Genomic DNA, 21718 nt, shown 5'->3' with positions numbered 1-21718 from the left:
AGCCCGCGGTCGCGGACTTTGAAAAATGACTTAAATTAGTTCTTTGTTACCTTGCCTGATGCATCGCGTGTCACCTTCATGTCAGTCAACCCGATATATCCAAGCTTTGGTACCAATGTCTTTTGGACATCCTTTGTTGTAAAGTAATCCAAGAAGGCCTTTGTGGCACCAGTTGCATCACCCTTGGTATACATGTGTTCGTATGCCCAGATTGGCCATGCGTTATCTTCAACGTTCTTGGTATCAGGTGTCACCTTATCAACATTTAAGGCCTTGATGCCTGAAGCATCTAGGTAAGCAAAGGCAAGATATGAAATCGCCCCTGGTGTGGTTGACACAATCTTTTGGACTGTACCGTTTGAATCTTGTTCAGTTGCTTGCACCGCATTTTGACCGTCTAAGACATTCTTTTCAAAGACAGCACGTGTACCTGAACCTGTGGCACGGTTAATGACCACAATCTTTTCGTCCTTACCGCCAACATCCTTCCAGTTTGTAATCTTACCAGTAAAGATGTCTCGTAATTGTGTCTTTGACAAGTTTGATACTTGAACATCTGAGTTAACAACTGGCGCGATACCAACAACGGCCACCTTGTGGTCTTGCAACTTAGAGGCATCAACACCTGACTTTTCTTCAGCAAAAACATCCGAGTTACCAATTTGTGCAGAGCCGCTCGCAACTTGACTCAAACCGGCGCCTGAACCACCACCTTGAACGGTCACTGTCACACCAGGATTCTTTTGTTGGAATGAGGTTGCCACTTGTTCAGCCAATGGCTGCAAGGCAGTTGAACCTAAAGCAAGTACTTTTCCACTCAAGTTAGAAGAAGATGAGGCTGCTTTTTGCGTGTCTTGCTTCGTTGTGCTCTTATTTGAATTGGCATACAATGCAACACCTGCTGCGATAACGACAACACCGCCGATAACACCGACAACTGTTTTGTTCATGAGTAATTCTCCCTTGTCTAAGGCTTCATTGAAGCGTATGTAGTGTAAACTCGGTTGTAGTAGTGGCTCTTGGGTGCCAGTCCTTGTTTACAAGTTATATACTACTGGCGCTGTGTCAAAGAATGCGACATAAACTTGTCATCGTTATGTAAATCATTGTAAATCCGCCTTTACAAAGCTACACGACCATCGTGTAGCCAAAGCCTCGCACCGTTTTTAATAACATTGGTGACTTAGGATTCACTTCAATTTTTTCGCGTAAATTACTAATATGCATGTCCACCATGCGGCTTTCACCGGTAAATTCATAACCCCACACCGCCGTCAAAATCGTCTCGCGATCAATCACGCGCCCAATGCGTTGGGCAAAATACAATAACAGTTCATATTCTCTCGGTGTCAAAGTCAAAATCTTATCATCTTTTGTGACGACTTTCTTGTTATCATCAATGACCAAATTTTGAATTTTAATCACATCAGCTTCTTCAGAAACTTGATGATCCACTTGTGATCGACGCAAGACCGCTTTTAAACGCGCCACGACTTCGCGTGGGCTAAATGGTTTTGTGATATAATCATCGGCCCCAAGCTCTAAACCAAACACCCGATCAAATTCATCCCCTTTTGCCGTCACGAGGATCACTGGCGTACTGATTTTATCTTGTCGCAAGGTTTTTAAAACGGTCATCCCGTCCATGCCAGGTAACATGAGATCTAACAAAATAGCATCAAAATTCTGCTGACTCGCTAATTGATAAGCCGTTTGCCCATCTTCTGCAACAATCACTTCATAATTATTCTCTTCCAAGTTATACTTCAATAACGTTGAAATTGCTGCCTCATCATCCACTACTAAAATTTTTGTCATGGTCTCAACACATCTTTTTAAATTATGATGTCTGCCTCTCTAATTGTTTGCTTAATTGCATTGTAACAAAAAAAATGGGAACGCCCTAGCGTTTCCATTTATTCTTTACAGGATTTATACAATTGGTTCATCCGTTAAATCATCATCGTCTTCTGTCACTAATGTCAGGGTTTCAGGTGAATCAATAACATCTTCTTCCGCATCATCTTCTGGTAATTCGCCATCCCCAATACCAAAGGCGTTACGAACTTTGGCGTATATTTCTTGACGCATGGCGGCATTTTCCGGTGCATCCAAGAATTCTTTGGCCTTTTCACGGCCTTGACCAACTTTGACATCCCCGTAATAGTAGAAGGCCCCCGCTTTGCGAATAATTTCTTGTTCTGCGCCTAGGTCCAAGATTTCTCCTGTTTGAGAAATCCCCTTCCCATACATAATATCCACTTCGGCAACCTTAAATGGTGGCGCCACCTTATTTTTGACAACTTTGACCTTGGTCAGGTTTCCTGTGACATCTGTTCCGTCCTTAATTTGAGTTGAACGCCGAACTTCTAAACGAATCGTTGAATAGAATTTCAACGCGCGACCACCAGGCGTTGTCTCTGGATTACCGAACATGACACCAATTTTTTCACGAATTTGGTTGATGAAAATCGCAATCGTGCCCGTGCGGTTCAAAGTCCCTGCAAGCTTTCGCAAAGCTTGGCTCATCAAACGTGCCTGCAAGCCAACGTGTGAGTCACCCATTTCGCCTTCAATTTCTGCACGTGGCACTAAAGCTGCCACAGAATCAACGACAATGATATCCACCGCACCAGATTGTACCAAGGCATCAGCGATTTCTAAACCTTGTTCACCAGTATCTGGCTGTGACAAAAGCAACTCGTCTTTTTGCACGCCAAGTGCTTCGGCGTACTTAACATCTAACGCATTTTCCGCGTCAATATAAGCTGCTGTCCCACCCGCTTTTTGTACTTCAGCCACGGCATGTAACGCCAAGGTTGTCTTACCAGAAGATTCTGGCCCGTAAATTTCAATGATGCGGCCCTTTGGATAGCCGCCCACACCTAAGGCAACATCCAACTTGACTGATCCTGAAGGATAAGTGTCAACTTGCGTCAGTGCGTTGTCACCCAACACCATGATTGACCCTTTTCCGAAGTTTTTTTCAATTCGCTTCAATGCTTCATTCAGCGCTGCCTTGCGGCCGCTTGCTTGGCTTTCAGCATCATCTTTTTTAGTCGTCTTTTTTGTGACCATATTTTCAGCTAACTCCTTTTATCTTACCTCAATAGTGTACCTGTTTATCCAGGTAAAAGCAAGCATTTATCGAACAATTGTTCGTTTTCGTTCGCATCCTATTTGATGATACGAAAAAAGCGCTTCACGCGCTTTTAGAGCCCATCTGAAAAGACGGAACGATTTTGCCAGAAATAGTCAATACCAGAATAAATTGTAAAGATGACTGCCAACCATAGTAATATTTCGCCAATTGGCAAGCCCATGGCGACAAAAGGCACATCTTTTAGATAAAGGAAGAAAATCGCAAACATTTGTGAGAAAGTTTTGATTTTCCCAGGCATCTGCGCCGCTAAAACTTGGCCATTATTTTCAACAATGAGTGTCCGTAAGCCAGTAATCGCCAGTTCGCGAATCACAATCACTGCCGTCATCCAAGCAGGGACAACTTGAAAGCCAGTCAAAAAAATTAATGCGGTCATGACCAGTAGCTTATCCGCTAACGGATCAGCAAACTTGCCAAAGTTTGTCACTAAATGCTGACGACGCGCAATCTGGCCATCCAAAAAATCAGTCAATGATGCGACGGCAAAGACAATGGCCGCGATCAGCCAGTTCACCGGTAGCATGACACCGGCCACACTCAGCATTTGCCAAGTATGTGGTACTGAGAGTACCAAAATAAAAACAGGAATAAGAATAATACGAAAAACGGTGAGTTGATTTGGGAGATTCATAGTAGCCCCTTATTTATTGAGATTAATTAAGACATTCCAAAATGGTGTAGCCGAGCCGATCACGGTGACCTTCTGATCATCAAAAGTCATGACCGCATTGGTCACATTGGTAAATTGTACATTCACAGCGGCAGTACCTGCGGGTACAGTAATTGTTTTATCCGCTGTCACCATCTCATTGGTCAAAACAGCTGTCCCAGCGGTGACCTTGACATTCGTGCCGGCCCCTTGTCCAGTAATTTTGATCGTATGTTCCTTGGTATCTTGACCCTTTAGATTATATACGGTCGTTTGCAAAGCCGTATTTTGCTCAGGCGTACCAAGATCCAACTTTGGTGCTGGTTTTTCTGCCGGCTTCTTTGCCGATGACTGACTGGCACTTGAATTTGACGAGCTCGAACTTGGGATTGTTGATGTGGATACTGACACATTGCCGCCATCACTGGATTGTTGGTTGCCACTTGTTAAGTGCGTCATGGCAAACCAGACTGCCACTAAAACAACCATAATCAGCAAGACTAGCCAAACCGTTGGCAGCATGTCCGAAAACTTTGAACGTGGTGATGGATTTGGGTTTGTTCCCGCTCGGACAACCCCATCATTATCACGATGCGCACGACTCAAATCACGACTACGAGAAATTGATGGTGGTGTCGTTTCCCCAAGTAAATCGTCTGGGTTTAACCCAACTGCAATCGCATACTGACGAATAAAGGCGCGCACATAAAAATCACCGGGCAAAATGCTCAGGTTATTATTTTCAATGGCCTCAAGATAACGTGCTTGAATTTTTGTTGCAGCTTGCACATCGTCTAAAGATAAATTTTTCGCCAAGCGAGCAGCCTTTAGCTGTTCACCCATTTGATTTGTCAAAGTTTCACTCATAATCATCCAATACTATTTTTTTAGCACGAAACGTTGTAACGTCGCATGCTGGTATATTTTTTCAGCACTATTTAGTATATCACTATACGTCAGCTCTTGTAACAGCATCACCTTATCAAATAAATTCGTTCCAAACAACACATCATCCCCACGTAATGCGATGCTTTCAAGTGCATTCAACCGCTGAATGCCTTCGCCAAGCGTTGCCCGGCGTAATGATTCAAACATGCCCTCTGAATGTTGTAAGATGGTCGTGTAATGATCAATTTGTGATTGAATTGCTGCTGTTAACTCATCATACGCCGTTGTTTCAGAAAAGAAGCTCACAAACTGGTACCCACGCATGAGATCAAATGACGTTTCAAACTCGTTATCGATGATACCTTTATTATACAGGTTTTGATACCAGTCTGTCTGCTCTCCAAACAAAATATCTGCCAAAATATCCGCAGCAAGCGTCAATTTCGTCCCGGCTGGCCCAGCAACTGCTAAGTCGGGCAATCGTAAGCCCAACGCAATTTTTGGCCGGGAAACATCAAAATTCTCGATCTTTTCTTTTTGTTTGCCATCAGGTATTGGTTGATCAATCCGCTTGACCTGGACAGTTTCTATCTTTTTTGCGGCTTGATTATCCACGATCAGTTGCCGGACAACGTCAGGGTCAAATTGCCCGACGACTTGTAAGGTTAATTGATTCGGTTGATAGAACGCCCGATGGATTTGATACAATAATTCCGGCGTAATTTGGGCAATGGCGTCCTTGGTCCCCGCAATATCTTCAGCCATCGGTGAATTAGGGTACATCAGATTGAGCAACCCCATATAGACTGCCCAATTCGCATCATCATCATACATCTGAATTTCTTGACCAATGATACCTTGCTCTTTGGCCACAGTTTGGTCGGTAAAATAAGGCGTTTGGACAAAATCAAGTAAGTGTGTCAAGGCCGGTAATAAGTTTTGTGCTGTCGAAAACAAATAGCTGGTTTGATAGGCATTGGTAAAGGCATTGGCATCCGCGCCAAGTTCCCCAAAGCGGGTAAAAGCATCTTCATGTGCTTTTTCAAATAATTTGTGTTCTAAAAAATGGGCTGTACCGGATGGAATGTCAATCGGCGTCTCATCATTGATTTGAAATTGGCGATCCAAAGCTCCAAATGGCGTCGTCAAAACCGCAAATGTTTTATGATAGTCCGGCTTTGGGACCATCACCACAGTTAACCCGTTATCGAGGGTTGTGGTGTAGACGGTTTCTTTTAATTTGTGGTAGTTTTTTTCAATCATTCTTCTGCCTCTGGCATTAATGTAAATCGTCCTTGGAGTTTTACTTGGTCTGCCAATGCCGCCACATCAGCTGGCGTCACGGCTGTAATGGCTGCCACCCATTCTGAGACATGCGTTTGGCGGTTAGTAAGTAGCCGTGAGAAGACCAACTCGATGTCACTGTTTGGTGAATCCTGTTGGCTTAAATAATCATTAATTAAACTGGCCTTCACGGCTGCCAACGTCGCCGCACTAAAATTACCAGCTTGAATGGCTTGCAGTTGTACTTGGATTAATCGGTCGGTTTCGGCCACTTGATCAGCAGCCAGACCAGCAGCAACTGTTAAAAAACCCGTATCGTGTTGCCAGCGCGAGTAGATACTATAGGCTAAAGATTCCTTTTCACGAATCTCGGTAAATAGTTTGGAGACCGGCGAGCCGCCAAACAAAGCATTGAACACCAGTGCGGTAAAGCGTTTCGGATCATCTGGCGTTAAACGCAATTGATACGATAAGGTCAAAATGGCCTGGTTGATATCTGCTTGCCTCTCCGTTTGCTCAACGGTTTGTGGGCGTAAGCCTTGACGATAGAAAGGCTGTAACATTGTCGCACGTCGTGCAGTCAATGGCCATTTTTCCAGTTCAGCCCGCACACGTGCTTCATCAATGTCGCCAAATACAACAATACTGATGGCATCTGAAGTCATCATATTTTGGTACGCCGCATAGGTAGTGGCCGCCGTGAGCTGTTCAACCCCACTCACATCCCCAGATGAGGAACGCTGCATTGCTGGTTCGCTATAGCTCAATTCGCGTAATTTCAGCATGGCATATCGGCGTTTATCGTCTGATATACTTGCCAATTCATTGATGAGACTTTGTTGTTCTTTGTCAAAAGTCGCTTGATCAAATTGCTGTGACGTCACCAACGGGTCAAAAATCATGTCACGCAAAAAAGCAAAAGCATCCCCAAGGAGATGTTCTGCCTGATCAATGTAAGTCGGTGCTGGCAATTGCAAACTGTAGCGTACGTGGTGTGTTTGCCCAAAGCGCAAAACATCCGTTTGATATTGTGCGCCGTATAAATCAATGGTTTTTTGCGCAACGGCTTGCTGATCTGGGTAGTTTCTGGCACTCACAGCCGTTAAATAAGACACTAATGCGCGCGCTGACACGTTGTGCGTTAACAAAGGCGCTGCAAAATCAACAGCGATATGTAACGTTTTAAATTGGGTGGTTGGCCGAATAACCAGCGTGACACCCGATTTGAGTTGTATTTTCTTCATAGTATTGGTGAGAACAGTCGGCTGAATTTTTGAATAAAGTTCATCCAGAATGACTGGTTCTCAAAGTCCTCAATTGTTAGTTTTGTTGAATCTAAAATATCTTGTTCAAAAAGTGCTTCGAGTTGCCCAGCAAATTCTGGGTCATATGCAAATGCATTCGCTTCAAAATTCAACGAAAATGAACGAATATCCATGTTAGCTGAACCAACCGTGCCAATTTCATGATCGATAATCACCACTTTACTATGCAAAAAACCGCCATCATAGCGATACACTTCCGCACCAATCGCCAGTAGTTCTTGGGCATAATACTGGGTCGCCCGATAAACAAAGGGATGATCTGGCTTATTTGGAATCATAAGCCGCACGCGCACGCCTGACATCACTGCAATTTCTAAGGTTTCCAGTACGGCAGCATCTGGAATAAAGTATGGCGTTTGAATCGTGATCTCTGACCGTGCTGACGCAAACATGCGCATGAACCCTTGTTTGATTTGTTTTAAATCATTGTCAGGGCCGCTTGAGACAATTTGCACCATGGAACGCCCCGGTAACTGCTTAATTTCCGGAAAATAATCGGCCGTGTCGACCAGTAATTCATTATCTTCAGCAGTGGCATTCCAATCCATTAAGAAACGACTTTCTAGGGACAACACCGCATCACCTTCAATCCGGATATGTGTATCCCGCCAGTGCCCAAACTTTTTAAATTTTCCAAGGTATTGATCGCCCACGTTGAACCCACCAATATAACCAATCTGACCGTCAATGATAGCAATTTTGCGGTGATTTCTAAAGTTAAACCGCACCGTCAATAATTGGAAACTTCGCATTAAAAATGGCGCAACCACACCACCAGCATCACGTAACCGTTTATACATGTCATGATGCTGGCCATGCGAACCGAATTGATCAAAAATAACGCGAACTTCAACGCCCTCACGGGCCTTTTGCGTGAGTAGGTCCACTAACTGGTTGCCGATTTTGTCATCATAAATGGTAAAGTATTCCAAATGAATATGATGGGTGGCTTGGCGAATGTCGTCAAACATCGCTGTAAATTTATCCGCACCATTGGTATAAATTTGAATCGCATTCCCTCGCGTCAAGACGGCTTCGTCCGTACGTAAGAAAAGATTTGCCAATTCAGCAGCCGAATCTGGGATCGGCAATAACTGTTCGATGGCTTCGAGTTGTTGACGTTGATTGTCAGCGATTTGTTCTAAACCACGTTGTTCTTGCGTCCGCAACCGAAAAATACGCTTGTCAGAAATCCGGCTGCCCACAAAGAAGAAAATGGCAAAGCCAACGACGGGTAGCATAATTAACACCAAAAGCCATGCCCAGATTGTTGCAATATCTCGTTTCTGACTAAACACGGTGATAATTGCCCCAAGTGTGTTGACAACTAAAAGTAATAAGATAATTATCCACAACGAATCTCTAAGCATCTCTCACCTCTTCATTTCCCTATAGTATTACTAGTTTAACATTTTTCAAGATAATGTGACAAAATTGATTGCCATGAGAAAAGAGCCAAGGGCGTTATACCACTTTGGCTCTTAGATTTAATTAGCAAACCACTTCTTTTCGATTTGTTGCAAACGGCCATCCTTTTTAAAGGTTGCCAATGTGTTATCGACTGCTTGGCGGAGTTGCTTATCTGACTTTCGGAAACCAACCGCCGTTTGGTCAATGGGGAACGCCCCGACTGTCACGGTGTAATCTTTTGGATTCGGTTGGTGTGCGACATAATAACGGGCATAATCTTCATCAATTAATAACCCATCAATACGGCCAGCATTTAAATCATTAAAGGCTTTGTCAAAGGTATCATACCCAACCACTTGTTGCCCTTTAACGTATTGCTTTAAGACTTTTGGATATTTGTTGAACCCTTCATCACCACTTGACGCCGTTTGATCGCCAAGGACTTTATCCTTCATGTCTGAGAAGCGATTGATGTTGTTTTTCTTCAACGTCACCAGCACTTGTGTTGCTTGGTGATAAGGTTTTGAGAAAGCCACTTGCTTTTCTCGTGCGCTAGTAACTGTGTAGCCGTTCCAGATGGCATCAATGTTACCCGTGTTAAGCTCAGTTTCTTTCATGGACCAATCAATGGGTTGCCACTTGACTTTAATTCCCATTGTTTTAAAAACAGCATTGGCCAAATCGACATCAAAACCAACAATTTGACCATTTTTATCCCTGAATCCCATTGGTACAAACGTATCATCTAAGCCGATGGTAATTTGCTTGGCTTTTTTAATACGGGCCCACTCATCATTTTGAGTGGTTTGTTGTTCACCTTGCGCTGTGCGCTTGGCCCCATTGTTTAACCCAATAATCGCCCACACAACGACGCCTAGAAAAAGCAGGCCAACCAATGAATTCACAATGATTTTCTTTTTCATACTCACCATTAGCGTTTTACCTCCGTTGCAAAGTCAAATACGCGATCCGATACCATTTCAGCAAATGGCTGATCATGCGTGATAATCATCTGTGTCACCCCTTGAGCCTTCAATGTCTTTACAACTTCGGCCACTTGTTTCGTTGAGGCTTCATCCAGACCACTGGTTGGTTCATCATACGCCAAAATTTGTGGGTCCATGGCCAATGCGCGGGCGATCGCGACACGTTGTTTTTGACCACCCGAGAGCTGATAAGGAAATAAATCGCCCTTATCCGCCATCCCCAATGTTTCAAGCAACTCAGTCGCTTTTGCTTTTGCGACGTCTGGGGCTACTTTATTCACGTTGATTGGCGCTAACATGATATTATCTAAGACCTTATAATTAGGAAAGAGATTAAAATCTTGAAAAATTAAGCCTACCTTAGCATCTGAACGTGTCCCATCAATCGCTAACTTTTCGCCATTCAACGTAACATCACCCGTATCGGCTGTTTCTAGGCCTGCTAGTATTTTAATCAAAGTTGTTTTACCAATCCCTGAAGGGCCAACAATACTTAATACTTCGCCATCAGCTACCGTCAAATCTAACGCTTTAAAAATAGTGTTGGTTGTATACGTTTTAGTTAATTGTTTAATTTCTAACATCGCTTATTTCCACCTATTCAATCGATTTTCGCTGCGACGCAGCATGACTGTGACAATGGCCGTCATCATAAGATAAATAAGGCCGACTAACAAATATGGTACAAGCGTCACATCGCGACTGGCTGCAATATTTCCAGCGCGTAACATATCGCCTAGCCCAATGACATAAACCAAAGAAGTATCTTTGACCAAGTTAATCACTTCGTTACCAAATGATGGCACAACAATTTTAATCACTTGGGGTAAGACAATCTTGAAAAAAGTCTGAGTGCGTGTCAAGCCTAACACCTTGGCCGCATCATATTGGCCACGAGGAATCGCTTGTAAGCCACCTCGGAAAATTTCAGCAAGATAGGCCGCATAGTTAATCACAAAAGCAATCACCGCGGCTTCAAAACGTGGGAAGGTAATGCCCATCATGCCTAAGCCATAGTAGACAAAGATCAACTGCAACAATAACGGCGTCCCACGCATAATCCAAATATATCCGTTAATCAACCAACGAATGGTGAAATACTGGGATTTCATACCGAGCGACACGATAATGCCTAACGGTACCGAACCAATGATAGTGATAAAAAAAACACCTAAGGTCATTTTTAAGCCCGACATTAGACTGGGCAAAATTTCTAACAAATAATTCATGTCGCTCTCCTCTTTATAAGCCAATACCAACATTTATCTACTAAAAAATCCCCTTGCAAAATAACATGCAAGAGGACGCGTGAGCGTGGTGCCACCTCAGATTCTAGCTTTGCTCGCGCAAAACTACTCTGTCAGTCTTTTTTAGTGGCAAAAACGCCCTCTGAATACAATGTATCCAGAGGGCGTTATCCGCGGTGCCACCTCTTATCGCAAAGCCATCACTGGCCATGCCTCAATAAGTCAAAAGACTGTTTGCGATAACGGGCAAAACCGATATGACCTACTGAATTCAATCATACACTCGCAGATGTGTTTCAACCCACACGACTATTTGCTCGCACTACCCGCAAACTCCCTTAAAATCATGTCAGTCTACTCTTCCGCTCAACGTTTTTTAATATAAAACTTAGTATAAGCCATATTTTTGTTTTGTCAAGTCTTTAGCGCAAAAATTGAAATAATGACCAAACAGGATAATAAGCCAACGCTGCAATCACTAAATTGAGCAATAACGTGGGCAAGACTTCATACAGCAAAAAGGATACCATGCCCACGTTGGCAATGCCAATGATAAACCCAGCGGCATAGGTAATGACTAAATACGTTAACAAGCCAATTAAAAATAACGTCATTCCACTCAGCAAACGTTCATCTAGGTAGGCGTGCATTTGTTTCATGGCTGCTACGGCACCCAAAAAAGCCACCGTATACGTCCCAAAAATTCCTGTGTAGTACATATCGAAAAGCACACCAATCAAGGCAGTATAAAGCCAGATTGGCACTTCACTATCCGCATCAAACTGCACAGCATAAAACAACCAGATCAAGGTTAATGTTGGCAAAATATGCCAAGGAAAGGCAGTAAAAATAGCCCCCATCGCCGACATCAAATCACCATCGACAAAGAGCAACAGTAATAAAAGCACTGGAAAGACGACACGTAACCGTGTTAATTGCCAAAAAGCCATTATTGCGCTCCAATCTCTGACACGGCAACCACCACAGTCGTGATATTGCCTAAGTCAGCCGCTGGTTCAATATAGATTCGCTTTGACAAACCATAGTCATCCTTCGTCACTTTCGCCACTTTACCAACGTAAAGGCCTGACGGAATCACGCCACCCAAACCAGACGTTTCGACAAGATCTCCGGCCTTGATCTCATTATCCGAGGTCACCTGTCCCATGATTAATTGGTTCGATTCACGGTCGAAATCCGTCACAATCCCGTTGACATCCCCCTTGCCGCCCTTAATGGTAATAGCAAAGCGGTTGGCATCTTCACTCGTATCAGAAACCAATGCCACTTTGGCATTGGTCGTATTGACTTCGCTAATGCGGCCAATAATGCCCGAACCAGCAAGCACTGGCATCCCTTTTTTCAATCCAGATTTTGAGCCTTTATTAATCACGAGCTGTGATTGCCAAGTCGTTGGTGACCGACTGATTGTCACTGCAGAGACCGTTTTATAATCTGTCAACGTGGCTTCAAGTTTTAATTGTTTTTTCAGCTCTTTGTTTTCTTCTTCAACGGTTTGTAAACGCACTTTATCTTGAGCAAATTCGTCGATTTTTGCTTTTAACGCCTGATTCTCTTCAAAAGTATTCAGTAAGTTACCAATACTATTTGCTGTACGCCCGATTGCAGTGGTCGGCACAGCAATGACACGACTGAACCCTCCAGCTAAATCATTGCCAAAGCGCTGAATAAACGGTGGTGTATTTGTCCGCTTTGCCCACCAGTTTGAGCCAGCAATTAACCCAACAATCACAATAAAAGCAATAATCATTGTTACAACTGCGCGTGATGAAAATAGTTTACGCATTTTGTTGTCCCCTTGTTTAAAAATAAAAGCGCAGCGCAAGCGCTACGCTAGTGTACACGATGTGACCGCTGTTTTAACCTTGTCGCATCACATCAATTGACTTTAACGCTTCACCAGTCCCAATGGCAACGGCGTCCATTGGTTCATTGGCAATCAAAACTGGCACCTTTGTGGCTTCTTGAATCATCTTGTCAAAATCACGCAAGACTGCACCACCGCCAGTCAAAACCATCCCATGGTCGATCACATCAGCAGCGATTTCTGGTTGCGTTGATTCCAACGTTTCACGAATGGCCGCCACAATTTCTTGAACGGGTTCTTGAATAGCTAACGCCACATCTTCTGCAGACACATCAATTGTTTTAGGCAAGCCTGTTAATAAATCACGGCCACGTACTGAAGCGTCTGGCAATGTACGGGCTAACTCAAGTGAGGCTGCCCCAATTTCAATCTTTAATCGTTCGGCAGTAGGTTCACCAATTGTGACATTGTACTTGTTGCGAACAAAGTTAGCAATGGCTTCGTCCAACTTATCCCCAGCAATGCGAATTGAACGACTTGAAACAATGCCACCCAATGAAATCGTGGCTACATCTGTTGTGCCACCCCCCATGTCGACAATCATTGAACCCGTTGGATCCATCACTGGTAAACCAGCACCAACAGCTGCTGCAAAAGGCTCTTCAATCACATACGCATCACGGGCACCTGCCACACGTGCAGCATCAATCACGGCACGACGTTCAACAGCTGTAACCCCTGCCGGCACACCAATCGTCACATAAGGTTTGCCAATACGGCCACCCAGTGCTTTTTGCAAATAATAACGAATCATTGCGACCGTTGTATCATAATCAGCAATGACCCCATCACGCATTGGCCGAATCGCAGCAATACTTGCCGGCGTCCGACCAAGCATATCTTTGGCTTCTGAGCCAACTGCAACCACTTCATTGGTTTGCGTGTTCCGTGCAACGACAGAAGGTTCTCGCAACACAATGCCGCGTCCTTCAATATATACATATGTATTGGCTGTACCTAGATCGATACCAACGTTTCGTTGTCCAAATGAAAATGCCACGATGCTGCCCCTTTGTACTTCTTTAATAATGAAAAATACGCACGATATTTTATGCTTAACTTATAGTATTGTAGCATAAAATGTGAATGTGTTGCGATTAATTTGCGCGAACGTATTTAATGTGCCCTGCTTTGCCCGCAATCCCGCGCACACGATTTTGTGATGGGAAATCACGCCAAACTTTTTGAAAAGCCGGAAAATTTTCAGGTGTAATCTCGATTTGGTCAATTTCACCATCGCGTAATGCCTTTAATAATGTTTCGTAATCCATGTTGTCACCTCCAGTCTATTATACAACAAATTAAAATTAGCACTCTATATAAACGAGTGCTAATTTTAATTGCAATTTAATCTTGACCTGTTATACTATAGACATGTTATAGAAAGGAAATGTATCTCGCGTGCTTTGAGATACGCTGATTATTATGGCATCACAAGACCCATTTGGATTTAACAATATTAATTTTGACGATATGATGCGCGCCATGAATGAACAAATGCAAGCCGCGCAAAACAGCCAACAAGCCAATGCTGGCGCCCAACAAAAAAATAAAAAAGATAAACAAAACCAGCGACCAACCTTACTTGATGAGTTCGGGATTAATCTCACACAACAAGCACGTGACGGGAAGCTCGACCCCGTCATCGGTCGGGACAACGAGATTGCGCGCACCATCGAGATTTTGAATCGCCGAACTAAAAACAATCCTGTCCTCATCGGGGAACCCGGTGTGGGTAAAACAGCTGTGGTCGAAGGGTTAGCCCAAGCCATTGTGGCCAACAAAGTCCCTGAAAAACTACAAGCCAAGGAAATTATTCGCCTGGACATGTCTGCCCTGGTACAAGGCACTGCCATGCGCGGCCAGTTTGAAGCACGTATGCGCCAATTGATGCAAGAAGTTGCGGAAAATGATGAGATCATTTTGTTTATTGACGAAGTGCATGAAATCATGGGTGCTGGCAATGCCGAAGGCGGCATGGATGCTGGTAATATTTTAAAACCGGCGTTAGCACGCGGTGAATTCCAACTGATTGGCGCCACAACGTTAAACGAGTACCGTAAAATCGAAAAAGATGGCGCGATTGCTCGGCGTTTCCAACCAGTCCAAGTTAACGAACCAACTACTGAAGCAACCATTAAAATTTTATCTGGCATTCAAACACGCTATGAAGCTTATCATCACGTTCACTACACCGACGAAGCAATTGCAGCGGCCGTCTCACTCTCTGACCGTTACTTGCCGGAACGTTTCTTACCCGATAAGGCCATCGACCTGATTGATGAAGCAGGCTCACGGAAGAATTTAGCCATGAAAATCGCGGATCCAAAAGCGATTCAAGCCAAAATTGATTCCGCTGACCAACTCAAACAAGCTGCCATTGATAAGGAAGATTTTGAAAAAGCGAGTTATTGGCGCGATCAAGTCAACCAACTTGAATCGCAAAAAGCCCAAGTCGAAGCCCATCCAGAAATGTTCAAGCCGCAAGACATTACTGAAAAAGATATTTTAACGATCATTGAGGATAAAACAGAGATTCCCGTTGGTGACTTGAAGGCTAACGAAGCCAACCAGCTGCGAGAACTCGATGCGCAACTCAATGCCCATGTCATTGGTCAAGATGCGGCCGTCCAGACCGTGGCCAAGGCCATCCGCCGTAATCGCATTGGACTAACCAAGTCAGGTCGACCAATCGGTTCGTTCCTCTTTGTCGGCCCAACTGGGGTGGGGAAAACTGAATTAGCCAAGCAACTGGCCAAAGAAATGTTTGGCAGTAAAGACGCTTTGATTCGCTTTGACATGTCAGAATACATGGAAAAGCACGCAGTTTCTAAAATGATTGGGGCCCCGGCTGGTTATGTCGGCTATGAAGAAGCTGGTCAACTCACTGAACAAGTTCGTCGCCGACCTTATTCACTGGTCCTTATTGACGAAGTGGAAAAGGCACATCCTGATGTGATGAATATGTTCTTACAAATTTTGGATGATGGCCGTTTGACTGATGCCCAGGGTCATGTGGTGAGCTTTAAAGATACAGTCATTATTATGACGTCAAACGCCGGCTCAACCGACACGGGCAATACGCCAATGGGATTCAGCCAAGTGGATGCGCAAAGTAAATTACTCCAACGTTTGGAAAATTATTTCCGCCCAGAATTCTTAAATCGTTTTGATGACATTGTGGAATTCAATCCCTTGACGCAAGATCACCTTTTGACAATTGTTGATTTGTTATTAGCGGATATGAACGCTAATTTGGCGGATAATCAACTCCACGTAACGGTCAGTGACGCTGCCAAGCAACAACTTGCCAAGTTAGGATATAACCCGGCTTTAGGGGCACGACCATTGCGTCGTGTCATACAAGATCAAATCGCCGATCAACTGGCTGATTACTATCTGTTACATCCAGAAAGTACCAATTTGTATGCTGATTTAAATGCTGAAACCAAGCAAATTGTTATTTCCGAAGAAGCCTACGTTAAGGCATAAGAAAAGCACGTTCTCGTTTGAGAACGTGCTTTTTATAGCGTGCCAATAAAAGTTAGCTGTGGTGATTTGGCCATCGCCTCGGGATTAGACCCGGGCTGGCCAACTGGGACTGCAACCCCTAATTTATCATAATAGCCTTGCCAATAGGTTGAAATCTCATGCGTGGCATCATGAAAACGTAGTGGTTGTGGTGCAAATCGTATCAACTCCCCAAAAGCCACTTCAACCAATTGGGAACAATAAAGCCCGTCACCATCGGGATAAAAAGTGGCATTATAGGGTTGCCCAACATAAGTTTTCGCTCGGGCAATGACATCAGTCACGTCATCAATTTGTGGCCGATAAACATCTGGTCGACCAAATTCAGCTTGAAATTGCATCAACCCTTGAACCGCCACCCCATAACGTGGGCTTGCATGAATCACTGTTTGCGCATCCAAAGCGATACCAACATGCACATAACTGCCTGTTGCCGCTGCAATCGCTTCATCCATTGGTTCATGTTGATTTTTGATGAACAATAAATCGCCAACTTTTACTGCCATAATTTTCACCTCAGATACGGAGACCGTTATTGCCAAACATCACTCATCAAGTGCGTTTCTTCTGGCTTTGGGCCAACTGCAAAGCTCAACAATTCAACCGACAATAATTCTGAAATACGCTTCAAATAGCTTTGTGCATTGGCTGGCAATTCATCAAATGTTTGCACGCCAGTGATATCTTCATCCCAACCAGGTAAGGTTTCAAAATTAACATCAAGCCCTTCAAACCAAGTATCAGATGCTGGGAAATGGTGAATTTCTTCACCCTTATATGTGTATGATGTGGCAATCTTTAGTTCTTTCAAACCAGACAAAACGTCTAGTGAGTTGATCGCCAACTTTGTCAAACCAGAAACTTGAACGGCGTGACGTAAAGCCACGGCATCCAACCAACCAATACGACGTGGACGCTTTGTCACAACACCGTACTCATGCCCCACTTCGCGAATATGATCAGCAATATCATCGTGCAATTCAGTCGGGAATGGCCCTTCGCCAACACGTGACGTGTAGGCTTTAATCACGCCAACCACGTCTTGTACTTGCTTCGGCCCTACACCAGCTCCATTCATCACGCCACCTGCTGTTGGGTTTGAACTGGTAACATAAGGATATGTGCCATGATCGACATCAAGCATAATGCCTTGCGCCCCTTCAAACACGACCCGCTTGTTGTCCGCCATTAATTGGCCTAATAAATAAGAAGTGTCTGTGACATAAGGCGCTAATTGACGGCCATATTCAACATACGTTGAATAAATTGTGTCATAATCAAGCGCTTCTTCACCGTACAACTTTGTCAATTGCGCATTTTTGAATGGCAAATATTCTTTGAGTAACTTAGCAAAAACTTCTGGATCAACCAAGTCAGCTACGCGAATCCCGACACGAGAAATCTTATCTGTATACGCTGGTCCAATGCCCTTCTTGGTTGTCCCGATCCGGTTGTTTGATGATGATTCCGCTGCCTTATCCAACGCAATGTGGTATGGCATAATTACATGGGCGCGATTTGAAATACGCAAATTATCAATTGCAATACCCTTTGATTGTACTTCAGTAATTTCTGCCAACAATGCTTCTGGGTTCACCACAACACCGTTCCCAATAATTGCGAGTTGTCCCTCAGTAAGGATACCAGAAGGCAAAGCTGACAATTCAAACTTTGTGTCGCCATGCCAAATTGTGTGACCCGCGTTGTTACCACCCTGATAGCGGACAACAGCATCTGCATTTTCCGCAAAAAAGTCAACAATCTTTCCTTTACCTTCATCGCCCCATTGCGAACCGACAACAATTACACCAGACATATATTTTTCTCCTAGTACACCAACAGCTGCTTTCAGACGGGATAGGTTTGTCGGAGAAAATCATGTGATTCAAAATCGGCATGATTTGTTTGCGCCTATCCGTGAGTGTCCCTCTGCGGATGTCCATTTTATTTTTTAGTAAAACACGAACATTATGGATTACAACGCCTTTTACTTAATCATTTTACCATACAAGGCAACACAACGATAGTGTAAATTTCACAAAAAAGATCGCCAAAATAAAAAAGCTGGATTCAGCTTTTTTATTTTGGCTTAGAATGGCCTATTTTTCAGGATTAATTGCCACACTATAATAACGTGTGGGTGACTCACCCACTGACAAGTCGTGTAGTTGACAAGATATCTTTTCTAAGGCTTCTGATAACAGGTCAAACAATTGCTCCGCAAAGTTTTCCAGTGTTGGCACAAGTTGATCAAACGGTGGCACTTCATTGAGAAATTGTCCATGAAACGGCGCAACACTATCTGCGATAACCGCCTCAATATCCTCAAATTTTAAATCAAACTGTCCACCTACAGGCCGAATATCTAAAATTAATTCCCATGTGTGCGGATGTTCCGCGCCCTGCACACCTTGCCATCGCACAGCATGACTCGCATTAATAAAAGTACGTAACTTATACGTAAAAACTTTTTGATTCATTGCCTATTTTTTACCTTTCTTTTTCAACGTAAAGTCTGAAAATATAATTGCCTTAATCTCAGCGATTTCTACGCTAAATTTTTTGGTTTGCCAATTCGCACGGCTTGTCATCGCATTGATAATTCCCACTAAGCGAATCGCGGTGTTTATACCATTATAAAGCGGTAATGTTAGAATCAGTGGCCATTGCTTACGATAATACAGCCGTTCCTCATCAAACTTTTTCAATAACTGCATCGAACTTAAATAGTTAAGCAATCCAAATAACACATACAGAAGATACATCATCACAAGCGATAGACTAACCACAATTGGGGAATACCCCAAGTAAACCAGCATGCCTAACCCAATCATCCAAATCAATCGTGGAAAAACAAACGTATGATCCACCATTAAACGCCCAATCATAAAATTACTAAAGATTTGATTGACATTAAGTTTCTTTTGAAGGAAGTTTTGGGCAACCTCAATTTGTCCGCGCTGCCATCTTTGCCGCTGAAGATACAACTCTTCAAGACCAGAAATTGGTTCAACATAAAAAATTGCATCCACAACAAAACCAATTCTTTTACCAAGGCGATAACGCAATTGAAAGATCATATCGGTATCTTCACCAATTGTATCGACATTATACATATAGGTTTGTACTAAAACCTCTCTACGAAAAGCCGAAAAAGCACCTGACATTGTAAATAATCGATCATTTTGACTCTCAATACTTCTGCCTGACAAAAAAGCTTGTGCATATTCAAAGTACTCATTGCGTTGCAACAACTTCAATCCCTTTTTGTGTGTTGCTGCAATAGCTTCTTTTTGGGTTAGAATTGTCCCAGTGGCGGCATCAATTTGGCTATTATTTTCAAAATAAAGGACCATATTAAGTAATGCTTCTCGTTCGAGCCAGCCATCTGTATCTAAATTCATGACATAGGAACCCATACTATTATATATTGCTGCATTCAGCGCTCTTGCTTTTCCAGCATCTGTATTCATCCACTGTAACCGTAAATCTGGAAAATTCGCTTGCGCCTGATGAAAGACTTGAAAACTATTATCTGTACTATGGTTGTTTGCTACAATAATTTGAATCAGCTGTTTTGGATATGAGGACGTAGCAATAGATGCAATACATTGATATAGCGTCTTCTCAGAGTTATAAACTGGCAATACAATCGAAATCATTGGCATTTTTAATGGCACCTGATACTGTTTACTTGCCTTAACAGTGTGTTGCAACGTCAATGCATGACTCACAGCGGGTATAATTTCGACGACAATTGGTATCAACAACCAAGTAAACCAAAAGCCAATTTGATAAATAAATTGATGAAAATAAAGTGCCATAGATTATCCTAACTTTTTGAACATGTGATTCACCAGCTGACCCTTGGTAAAAACAAGATAGTAAAGTAGAATCGCTAGGCCGTAAAATAATAAGCGGCCCAAAATGGCGTGCGCCAAATAAAATATATTATCGCCAAACAAATAAATCATGATAGCTACCATAGACAAACGCACAATATTTGCAATAAAAAACCATAGGATTCCAAGGATTCCAAGTACAAAACGACGCTTGATTGAATATATTGGATAGAATGCAATCAGTCCTATAAAAGCCGTCGACTCAATAATACCCGAGCACTCATAATCTATCACAAAAAGGCTAATATGGTGATCGACAACAACTTGAATAACATGCGTAAAATAAAAGGTTGTAAAAAATCCAGTGGCGTGTCCCACCAAACCCACAGACCAAGTCATTGCTGTTGCAAAAAGCCATATACCATATGGTTTACTCATAAACAGTAAGAAAATAAACACGCCCGCACTTCCCACCAAGAAATAAAACGCGCCATTCTTGGCACGTTTTAGTACGGTTAGGAGATACATCCAAAGCATAACACAAACGAGCAGTAACATATATTTAAGCATGTACCACTTCCATTTCATGTAACATTATTTTCTTTGTGCCACGAATTTGCCAGATACCACCAAACGCTGCAAAAATCACCCCGATCCCAACAAGAACCCACGGACCAGTCGGTGCACCAGCATAATTGATTGAAACAGTCCCTCGCCAGATCGACGGATTACTGATGGCGATTGGCGTATTTTCTGGAATTGTTGTAATACCCAGTGCTTTCATGGGAATTGCCGCTTCAAAAATGTTATCTGAGTGATTCCCTTTCACAACATGTGTCGCCAACGCCTTCCCGACAACTTGCGGCGTATAATGATTCGCTGCCGTATAAGCCCAATATTTTATATCAAATGATGTACTTGCATTGGTTGGTGATGATTCAAAGTTACGAATACTTTGATCCATAAAACCTCTTCCTGAACCTACTACGTACGTCTGACCACCTACTTGAATAGTAAAATCCGTATTGAGATATGTGCTATTATCATTTCCTTGGTTGTTATGGCCAAAGTCAGGTGCTGAATCCATATAAAAATAAATGTTATTTTGATCCGCCCAAATGCCGACATTGCGTTGTGCATCACTATTTGCTTGTACCTTTTGGTATTGACCATTCCAGTCATTATAGTTTCCGTCAATGACAATACCACTTCCATTGGCACTCACTTTTTGTATATGAAATCCAAAAACGACAAAAATTGTGAAAAATCCAATGATCAAAATTTTCCGCAAAACATTCATACTTTTACCCCAACATTTATGTATTTATAACGCGATAGACAATTTTGCTAATATTAGTTTACCCCATAACGGACTACGTTTCATTAGGTATCTTCGCTTGTAACAAAACCGTTATAATTATTAATGTAATGTTCGTTTTATGGGGGTTTTTTAATAATTTTCAATTACATTTATATTATTTAAAAAGCACGGGCCGTAGCCTGTG

At 43.0% G+C, this 21718-nt stretch carries 22 protein-coding genes and 1 other annotated feature; of the genes, 1 reads left to right on the top strand and 21 read right to left on the bottom strand.

The window, feature by feature from the left end; translation table 11 throughout:
• Positions 1–35: 35 nt before the first annotated feature.
• From HF966_RS03295 to HF966_RS03225, 15 genes are all read right to left on the bottom strand, one after another.
• Positions 36–950 carry a phosphate ABC transporter substrate-binding protein gene (locus tag HF966_RS03295; RefSeq protein ID WP_168676254.1) on the bottom strand — a complete coding sequence of 305 codons (915 nt, stop codon included), beginning with the start codon at positions 948–950 and terminating at the stop codon, positions 36–38.
• Between the two features lie 178 nt (positions 951–1128).
• Positions 1129–1818, bottom strand: coding sequence for a response regulator transcription factor (locus tag HF966_RS03290; RefSeq protein ID WP_168676253.1), 690 nt, complete (start codon positions 1816–1818; stop codon positions 1129–1131).
• 114 nt (positions 1819–1932) lie between these two features.
• The gene (recA, locus tag HF966_RS03285) at positions 1933–3078 is read right to left on the bottom strand and encodes a recombinase RecA (protein WP_168676252.1); all 1146 of its coding nucleotides are present in this window, start codon (positions 3076–3078) and stop codon (positions 1933–1935) included.
• 134 nt (positions 3079–3212) lie between these two features.
• Positions 3213–3794 (bottom strand): CDP-diacylglycerol--glycerol-3-phosphate 3-phosphatidyltransferase, encoded by a 582-nt coding sequence (pgsA, locus tag HF966_RS03280; protein WP_168676251.1) that lies wholly within the window; start codon positions 3792–3794, stop codon positions 3213–3215.
• A 9-nt stretch (positions 3795–3803) separates the two neighbouring features.
• Positions 3804–4679 carry a helix-turn-helix domain-containing protein gene (locus tag HF966_RS03275; RefSeq protein WP_168676249.1) on the bottom strand — a complete coding sequence of 292 codons (876 nt, stop codon included), beginning with the start codon at positions 4677–4679 and terminating at the stop codon, positions 3804–3806.
• Positions 4680–4691: 12 nt separating this feature from the next.
• Entirely contained in the window at positions 4692–5963 is a 1272-nt protein-coding gene (yfmH, locus tag HF966_RS03270; RefSeq protein WP_168676248.1) for an EF-P 5-aminopentanol modification-associated protein YfmH, read from the bottom strand.
• A complete protein-coding gene (yfmF, locus tag HF966_RS03265) occupies positions 5960–7228 on the bottom strand; it encodes an EF-P 5-aminopentanol modification-associated protein YfmF (RefSeq protein WP_168676247.1) in 1269 nt (422 codons plus the stop codon). The genes yfmH and yfmF overlap by 4 nt, the downstream gene beginning before the upstream one ends.
• Complete coding sequence (gene cls / locus HF966_RS03260; RefSeq protein ID WP_168676245.1) at positions 7225–8679, bottom strand: cardiolipin synthase; 1455 nt, start codon at positions 8677–8679, stop codon at positions 7225–7227. The genes yfmF and cls overlap by 4 nt, the downstream gene beginning before the upstream one ends.
• 117 nt (positions 8680–8796) lie before the next feature.
• Positions 8797–9651, bottom strand: a complete 855-nt coding sequence (locus HF966_RS03255; protein WP_168676243.1) for an amino acid ABC transporter substrate-binding protein — start codon at positions 9649–9651, stop codon at positions 8797–8799.
• Positions 9651–10289 (bottom strand): amino acid ABC transporter ATP-binding protein, encoded by a 639-nt coding sequence (locus HF966_RS03250; RefSeq protein ID WP_168676242.1) that lies wholly within the window; start codon positions 10287–10289, stop codon positions 9651–9653. Before HF966_RS03250 ends, HF966_RS03255 begins: the two co-directional genes overlap by 1 nt.
• 3 nt (positions 10290–10292) lie before the next feature.
• Positions 10293–10934, bottom strand: a complete 642-nt coding sequence (locus tag HF966_RS03245; protein WP_168676241.1) for an amino acid ABC transporter permease — start codon at positions 10932–10934, stop codon at positions 10293–10295.
• Positions 10935–11109: 175 nt separating this feature from the next.
• Positions 11110–11331: a binding site (T-box leader), on the bottom strand.
• 43 nt (positions 11332–11374) lie between these two features.
• Entirely contained in the window at positions 11375–11902 is a 528-nt protein-coding gene (gene mreD / locus HF966_RS03240; RefSeq protein ID WP_168676239.1) for a rod shape-determining protein MreD, read from the bottom strand.
• Positions 11902–12759 (bottom strand): rod shape-determining protein MreC, encoded by an 858-nt coding sequence (mreC, locus tag HF966_RS03235; protein ID WP_168676238.1) that lies wholly within the window; start codon positions 12757–12759, stop codon positions 11902–11904. Before mreC ends, mreD begins: the two co-directional genes overlap by 1 nt.
• Positions 12760–12832: 73 nt before the next feature.
• Entirely contained in the window at positions 12833–13840 is a 1008-nt protein-coding gene (locus tag HF966_RS03230) for a rod shape-determining protein (protein WP_168676236.1), read from the bottom strand.
• A 97-nt stretch (positions 13841–13937) separates the two neighbouring features.
• The gene (locus HF966_RS03225) at positions 13938–14111 is read right to left on the bottom strand and encodes a hypothetical protein (RefSeq protein WP_168676235.1); all 174 of its coding nucleotides are present in this window, start codon (positions 14109–14111) and stop codon (positions 13938–13940) included.
• A 154-nt stretch (positions 14112–14265) separates the two neighbouring features.
• Here HF966_RS03225 and HF966_RS03220 point away from each other — a divergent pair, with 154 nt between their 5' ends.
• Positions 14266–16332: an ATP-dependent Clp protease ATP-binding subunit gene (locus HF966_RS03220; RefSeq protein ID WP_168676233.1), complete on the top strand. Its 2067-nt coding sequence runs from the start codon at positions 14266–14268 to the stop codon at positions 16330–16332.
• A 32-nt stretch (positions 16333–16364) separates the two neighbouring features.
• On the opposite strand, the gene HF966_RS03215 is transcribed toward HF966_RS03220, so the two are convergent.
• From HF966_RS03215 to HF966_RS03190, 6 genes are all read right to left on the bottom strand, one after another.
• Positions 16365–16877, bottom strand: coding sequence for a YiiX/YebB-like N1pC/P60 family cysteine hydrolase (locus tag HF966_RS03215; protein ID WP_168676231.1), 513 nt, complete (start codon positions 16875–16877; stop codon positions 16365–16367).
• A 26-nt stretch (positions 16878–16903) separates the two neighbouring features.
• Positions 16904–18187, bottom strand: coding sequence for an adenylosuccinate synthase (locus HF966_RS03210; protein WP_168676230.1), 1284 nt, complete (start codon positions 18185–18187; stop codon positions 16904–16906).
• A 283-nt stretch (positions 18188–18470) separates the two neighbouring features.
• Positions 18471–18851 carry a 6-carboxytetrahydropterin synthase gene (locus HF966_RS03205; RefSeq protein WP_168676229.1) on the bottom strand — a complete coding sequence of 127 codons (381 nt, stop codon included), beginning with the start codon at positions 18849–18851 and terminating at the stop codon, positions 18471–18473.
• 3 nt (positions 18852–18854) lie between these two features.
• The gene (locus HF966_RS03200; RefSeq protein ID WP_168676227.1) at positions 18855–20195 is read right to left on the bottom strand and encodes a TIGR03111 family XrtG-associated glycosyltransferase; all 1341 of its coding nucleotides are present in this window, start codon (positions 20193–20195) and stop codon (positions 18855–18857) included.
• A gap of 3 nt (positions 20196–20198) precedes the next feature.
• On the bottom strand, positions 20199–20783 hold the full coding sequence (gene xrtG / locus HF966_RS03195) for an exosortase family protein XrtG (RefSeq protein ID WP_168676226.1): 585 nt from the start codon (positions 20781–20783) through the stop codon (positions 20199–20201).
• On the bottom strand, positions 20776–21438 hold the full coding sequence (locus tag HF966_RS03190) for a Firmicu-CTERM sorting domain-containing protein (RefSeq protein WP_246586645.1): 663 nt from the start codon (positions 21436–21438) through the stop codon (positions 20776–20778). The genes xrtG and HF966_RS03190 overlap by 8 nt, the downstream gene beginning before the upstream one ends.
• Positions 21439–21718 lie beyond the last annotated feature (280 nt).

This window comes from Leuconostoc holzapfelii (assembly GCF_012396485.1).
Taxonomy (GTDB): domain Bacteria; phylum Bacillota; class Bacilli; order Lactobacillales; family Lactobacillaceae; genus Leuconostoc; species Leuconostoc holzapfelii.
The sequence above is the reverse complement of the archived record's forward strand: the minus strand, read 5'-3'. Positions and strand labels throughout refer to the sequence as shown.

Coding starts and splice junctions, on each gene's coding strand:
- HF966_RS03295 (WP_168676254.1), bottom strand. CDS start 950: ATGAACAAAACAGTTGTCGGTGTTATCGGCGGTGTTGTCGTTATCGCA.
- HF966_RS03290 (WP_168676253.1), bottom strand. CDS start 1,818: ATGACAAAAATTTTAGTAGTGGATGATGAGGCAGCAATTTCAACGTTA.
- recA (WP_168676252.1), bottom strand. CDS start 3,078: ATGGTCACAAAAAAGACGACTAAAAAAGATGATGCTGAAAGCCAAGCA.
- pgsA (WP_168676251.1), bottom strand. CDS start 3,794: ATGAATCTCCCAAATCAACTCACCGTTTTTCGTATTATTCTTATTCCT.
- HF966_RS03275 (WP_168676249.1), bottom strand. CDS start 4,679: ATGAGTGAAACTTTGACAAATCAAATGGGTGAACAGCTAAAGGCTGCT.
- yfmH (WP_168676248.1), bottom strand. CDS start 5,963: ATGATTGAAAAAAACTACCACAAATTAAAAGAAACCGTCTACACCACA.
- yfmF (WP_168676247.1), bottom strand. CDS start 7,228: ATGAAGAAAATACAACTCAAATCGGGTGTCACGCTGGTTATTCGGCCA.
- cls (WP_168676245.1), bottom strand. CDS start 8,679: ATGCTTAGAGATTCGTTGTGGATAATTATCTTATTACTTTTAGTTGTC.
- HF966_RS03255 (WP_168676243.1), bottom strand. CDS start 9,651: ATGGTGAGTATGAAAAAGAAAATCATTGTGAATTCATTGGTTGGCCTG.
- HF966_RS03250 (WP_168676242.1), bottom strand. CDS start 10,289: ATGTTAGAAATTAAACAATTAACTAAAACGTATACAACCAACACTATT.
- HF966_RS03245 (WP_168676241.1), bottom strand. CDS start 10,934: ATGAATTATTTGTTAGAAATTTTGCCCAGTCTAATGTCGGGCTTAAAA.
- mreD (WP_168676239.1), bottom strand. CDS start 11,902: ATGGCTTTTTGGCAATTAACACGGTTACGTGTCGTCTTTCCAGTGCTT.
- mreC (WP_168676238.1), bottom strand. CDS start 12,759: ATGCGTAAACTATTTTCATCACGCGCAGTTGTAACAATGATTATTGCT.
- HF966_RS03225 (WP_168676235.1), bottom strand. CDS start 14,111: ATGGATTACGAAACATTATTAAAGGCATTACGCGATGGTGAAATTGAC.
- HF966_RS03220 (WP_168676233.1), top strand. CDS start 14,266: ATGGCATCACAAGACCCATTTGGATTTAACAATATTAATTTTGACGAT.
- HF966_RS03215 (WP_168676231.1), bottom strand. CDS start 16,877: ATGGCAGTAAAAGTTGGCGATTTATTGTTCATCAAAAATCAACATGAA.
- HF966_RS03210 (WP_168676230.1), bottom strand. CDS start 18,187: ATGTCTGGTGTAATTGTTGTCGGTTCGCAATGGGGCGATGAAGGTAAA.
- HF966_RS03205 (WP_168676229.1), bottom strand. CDS start 18,851: ATGAATCAAAAAGTTTTTACGTATAAGTTACGTACTTTTATTAATGCG.
- HF966_RS03200 (WP_168676227.1), bottom strand. CDS start 20,195: ATGGCACTTTATTTTCATCAATTTATTTATCAAATTGGCTTTTGGTTT.
- xrtG (WP_168676226.1), bottom strand. CDS start 20,783: ATGCTTAAATATATGTTACTGCTCGTTTGTGTTATGCTTTGGATGTAT.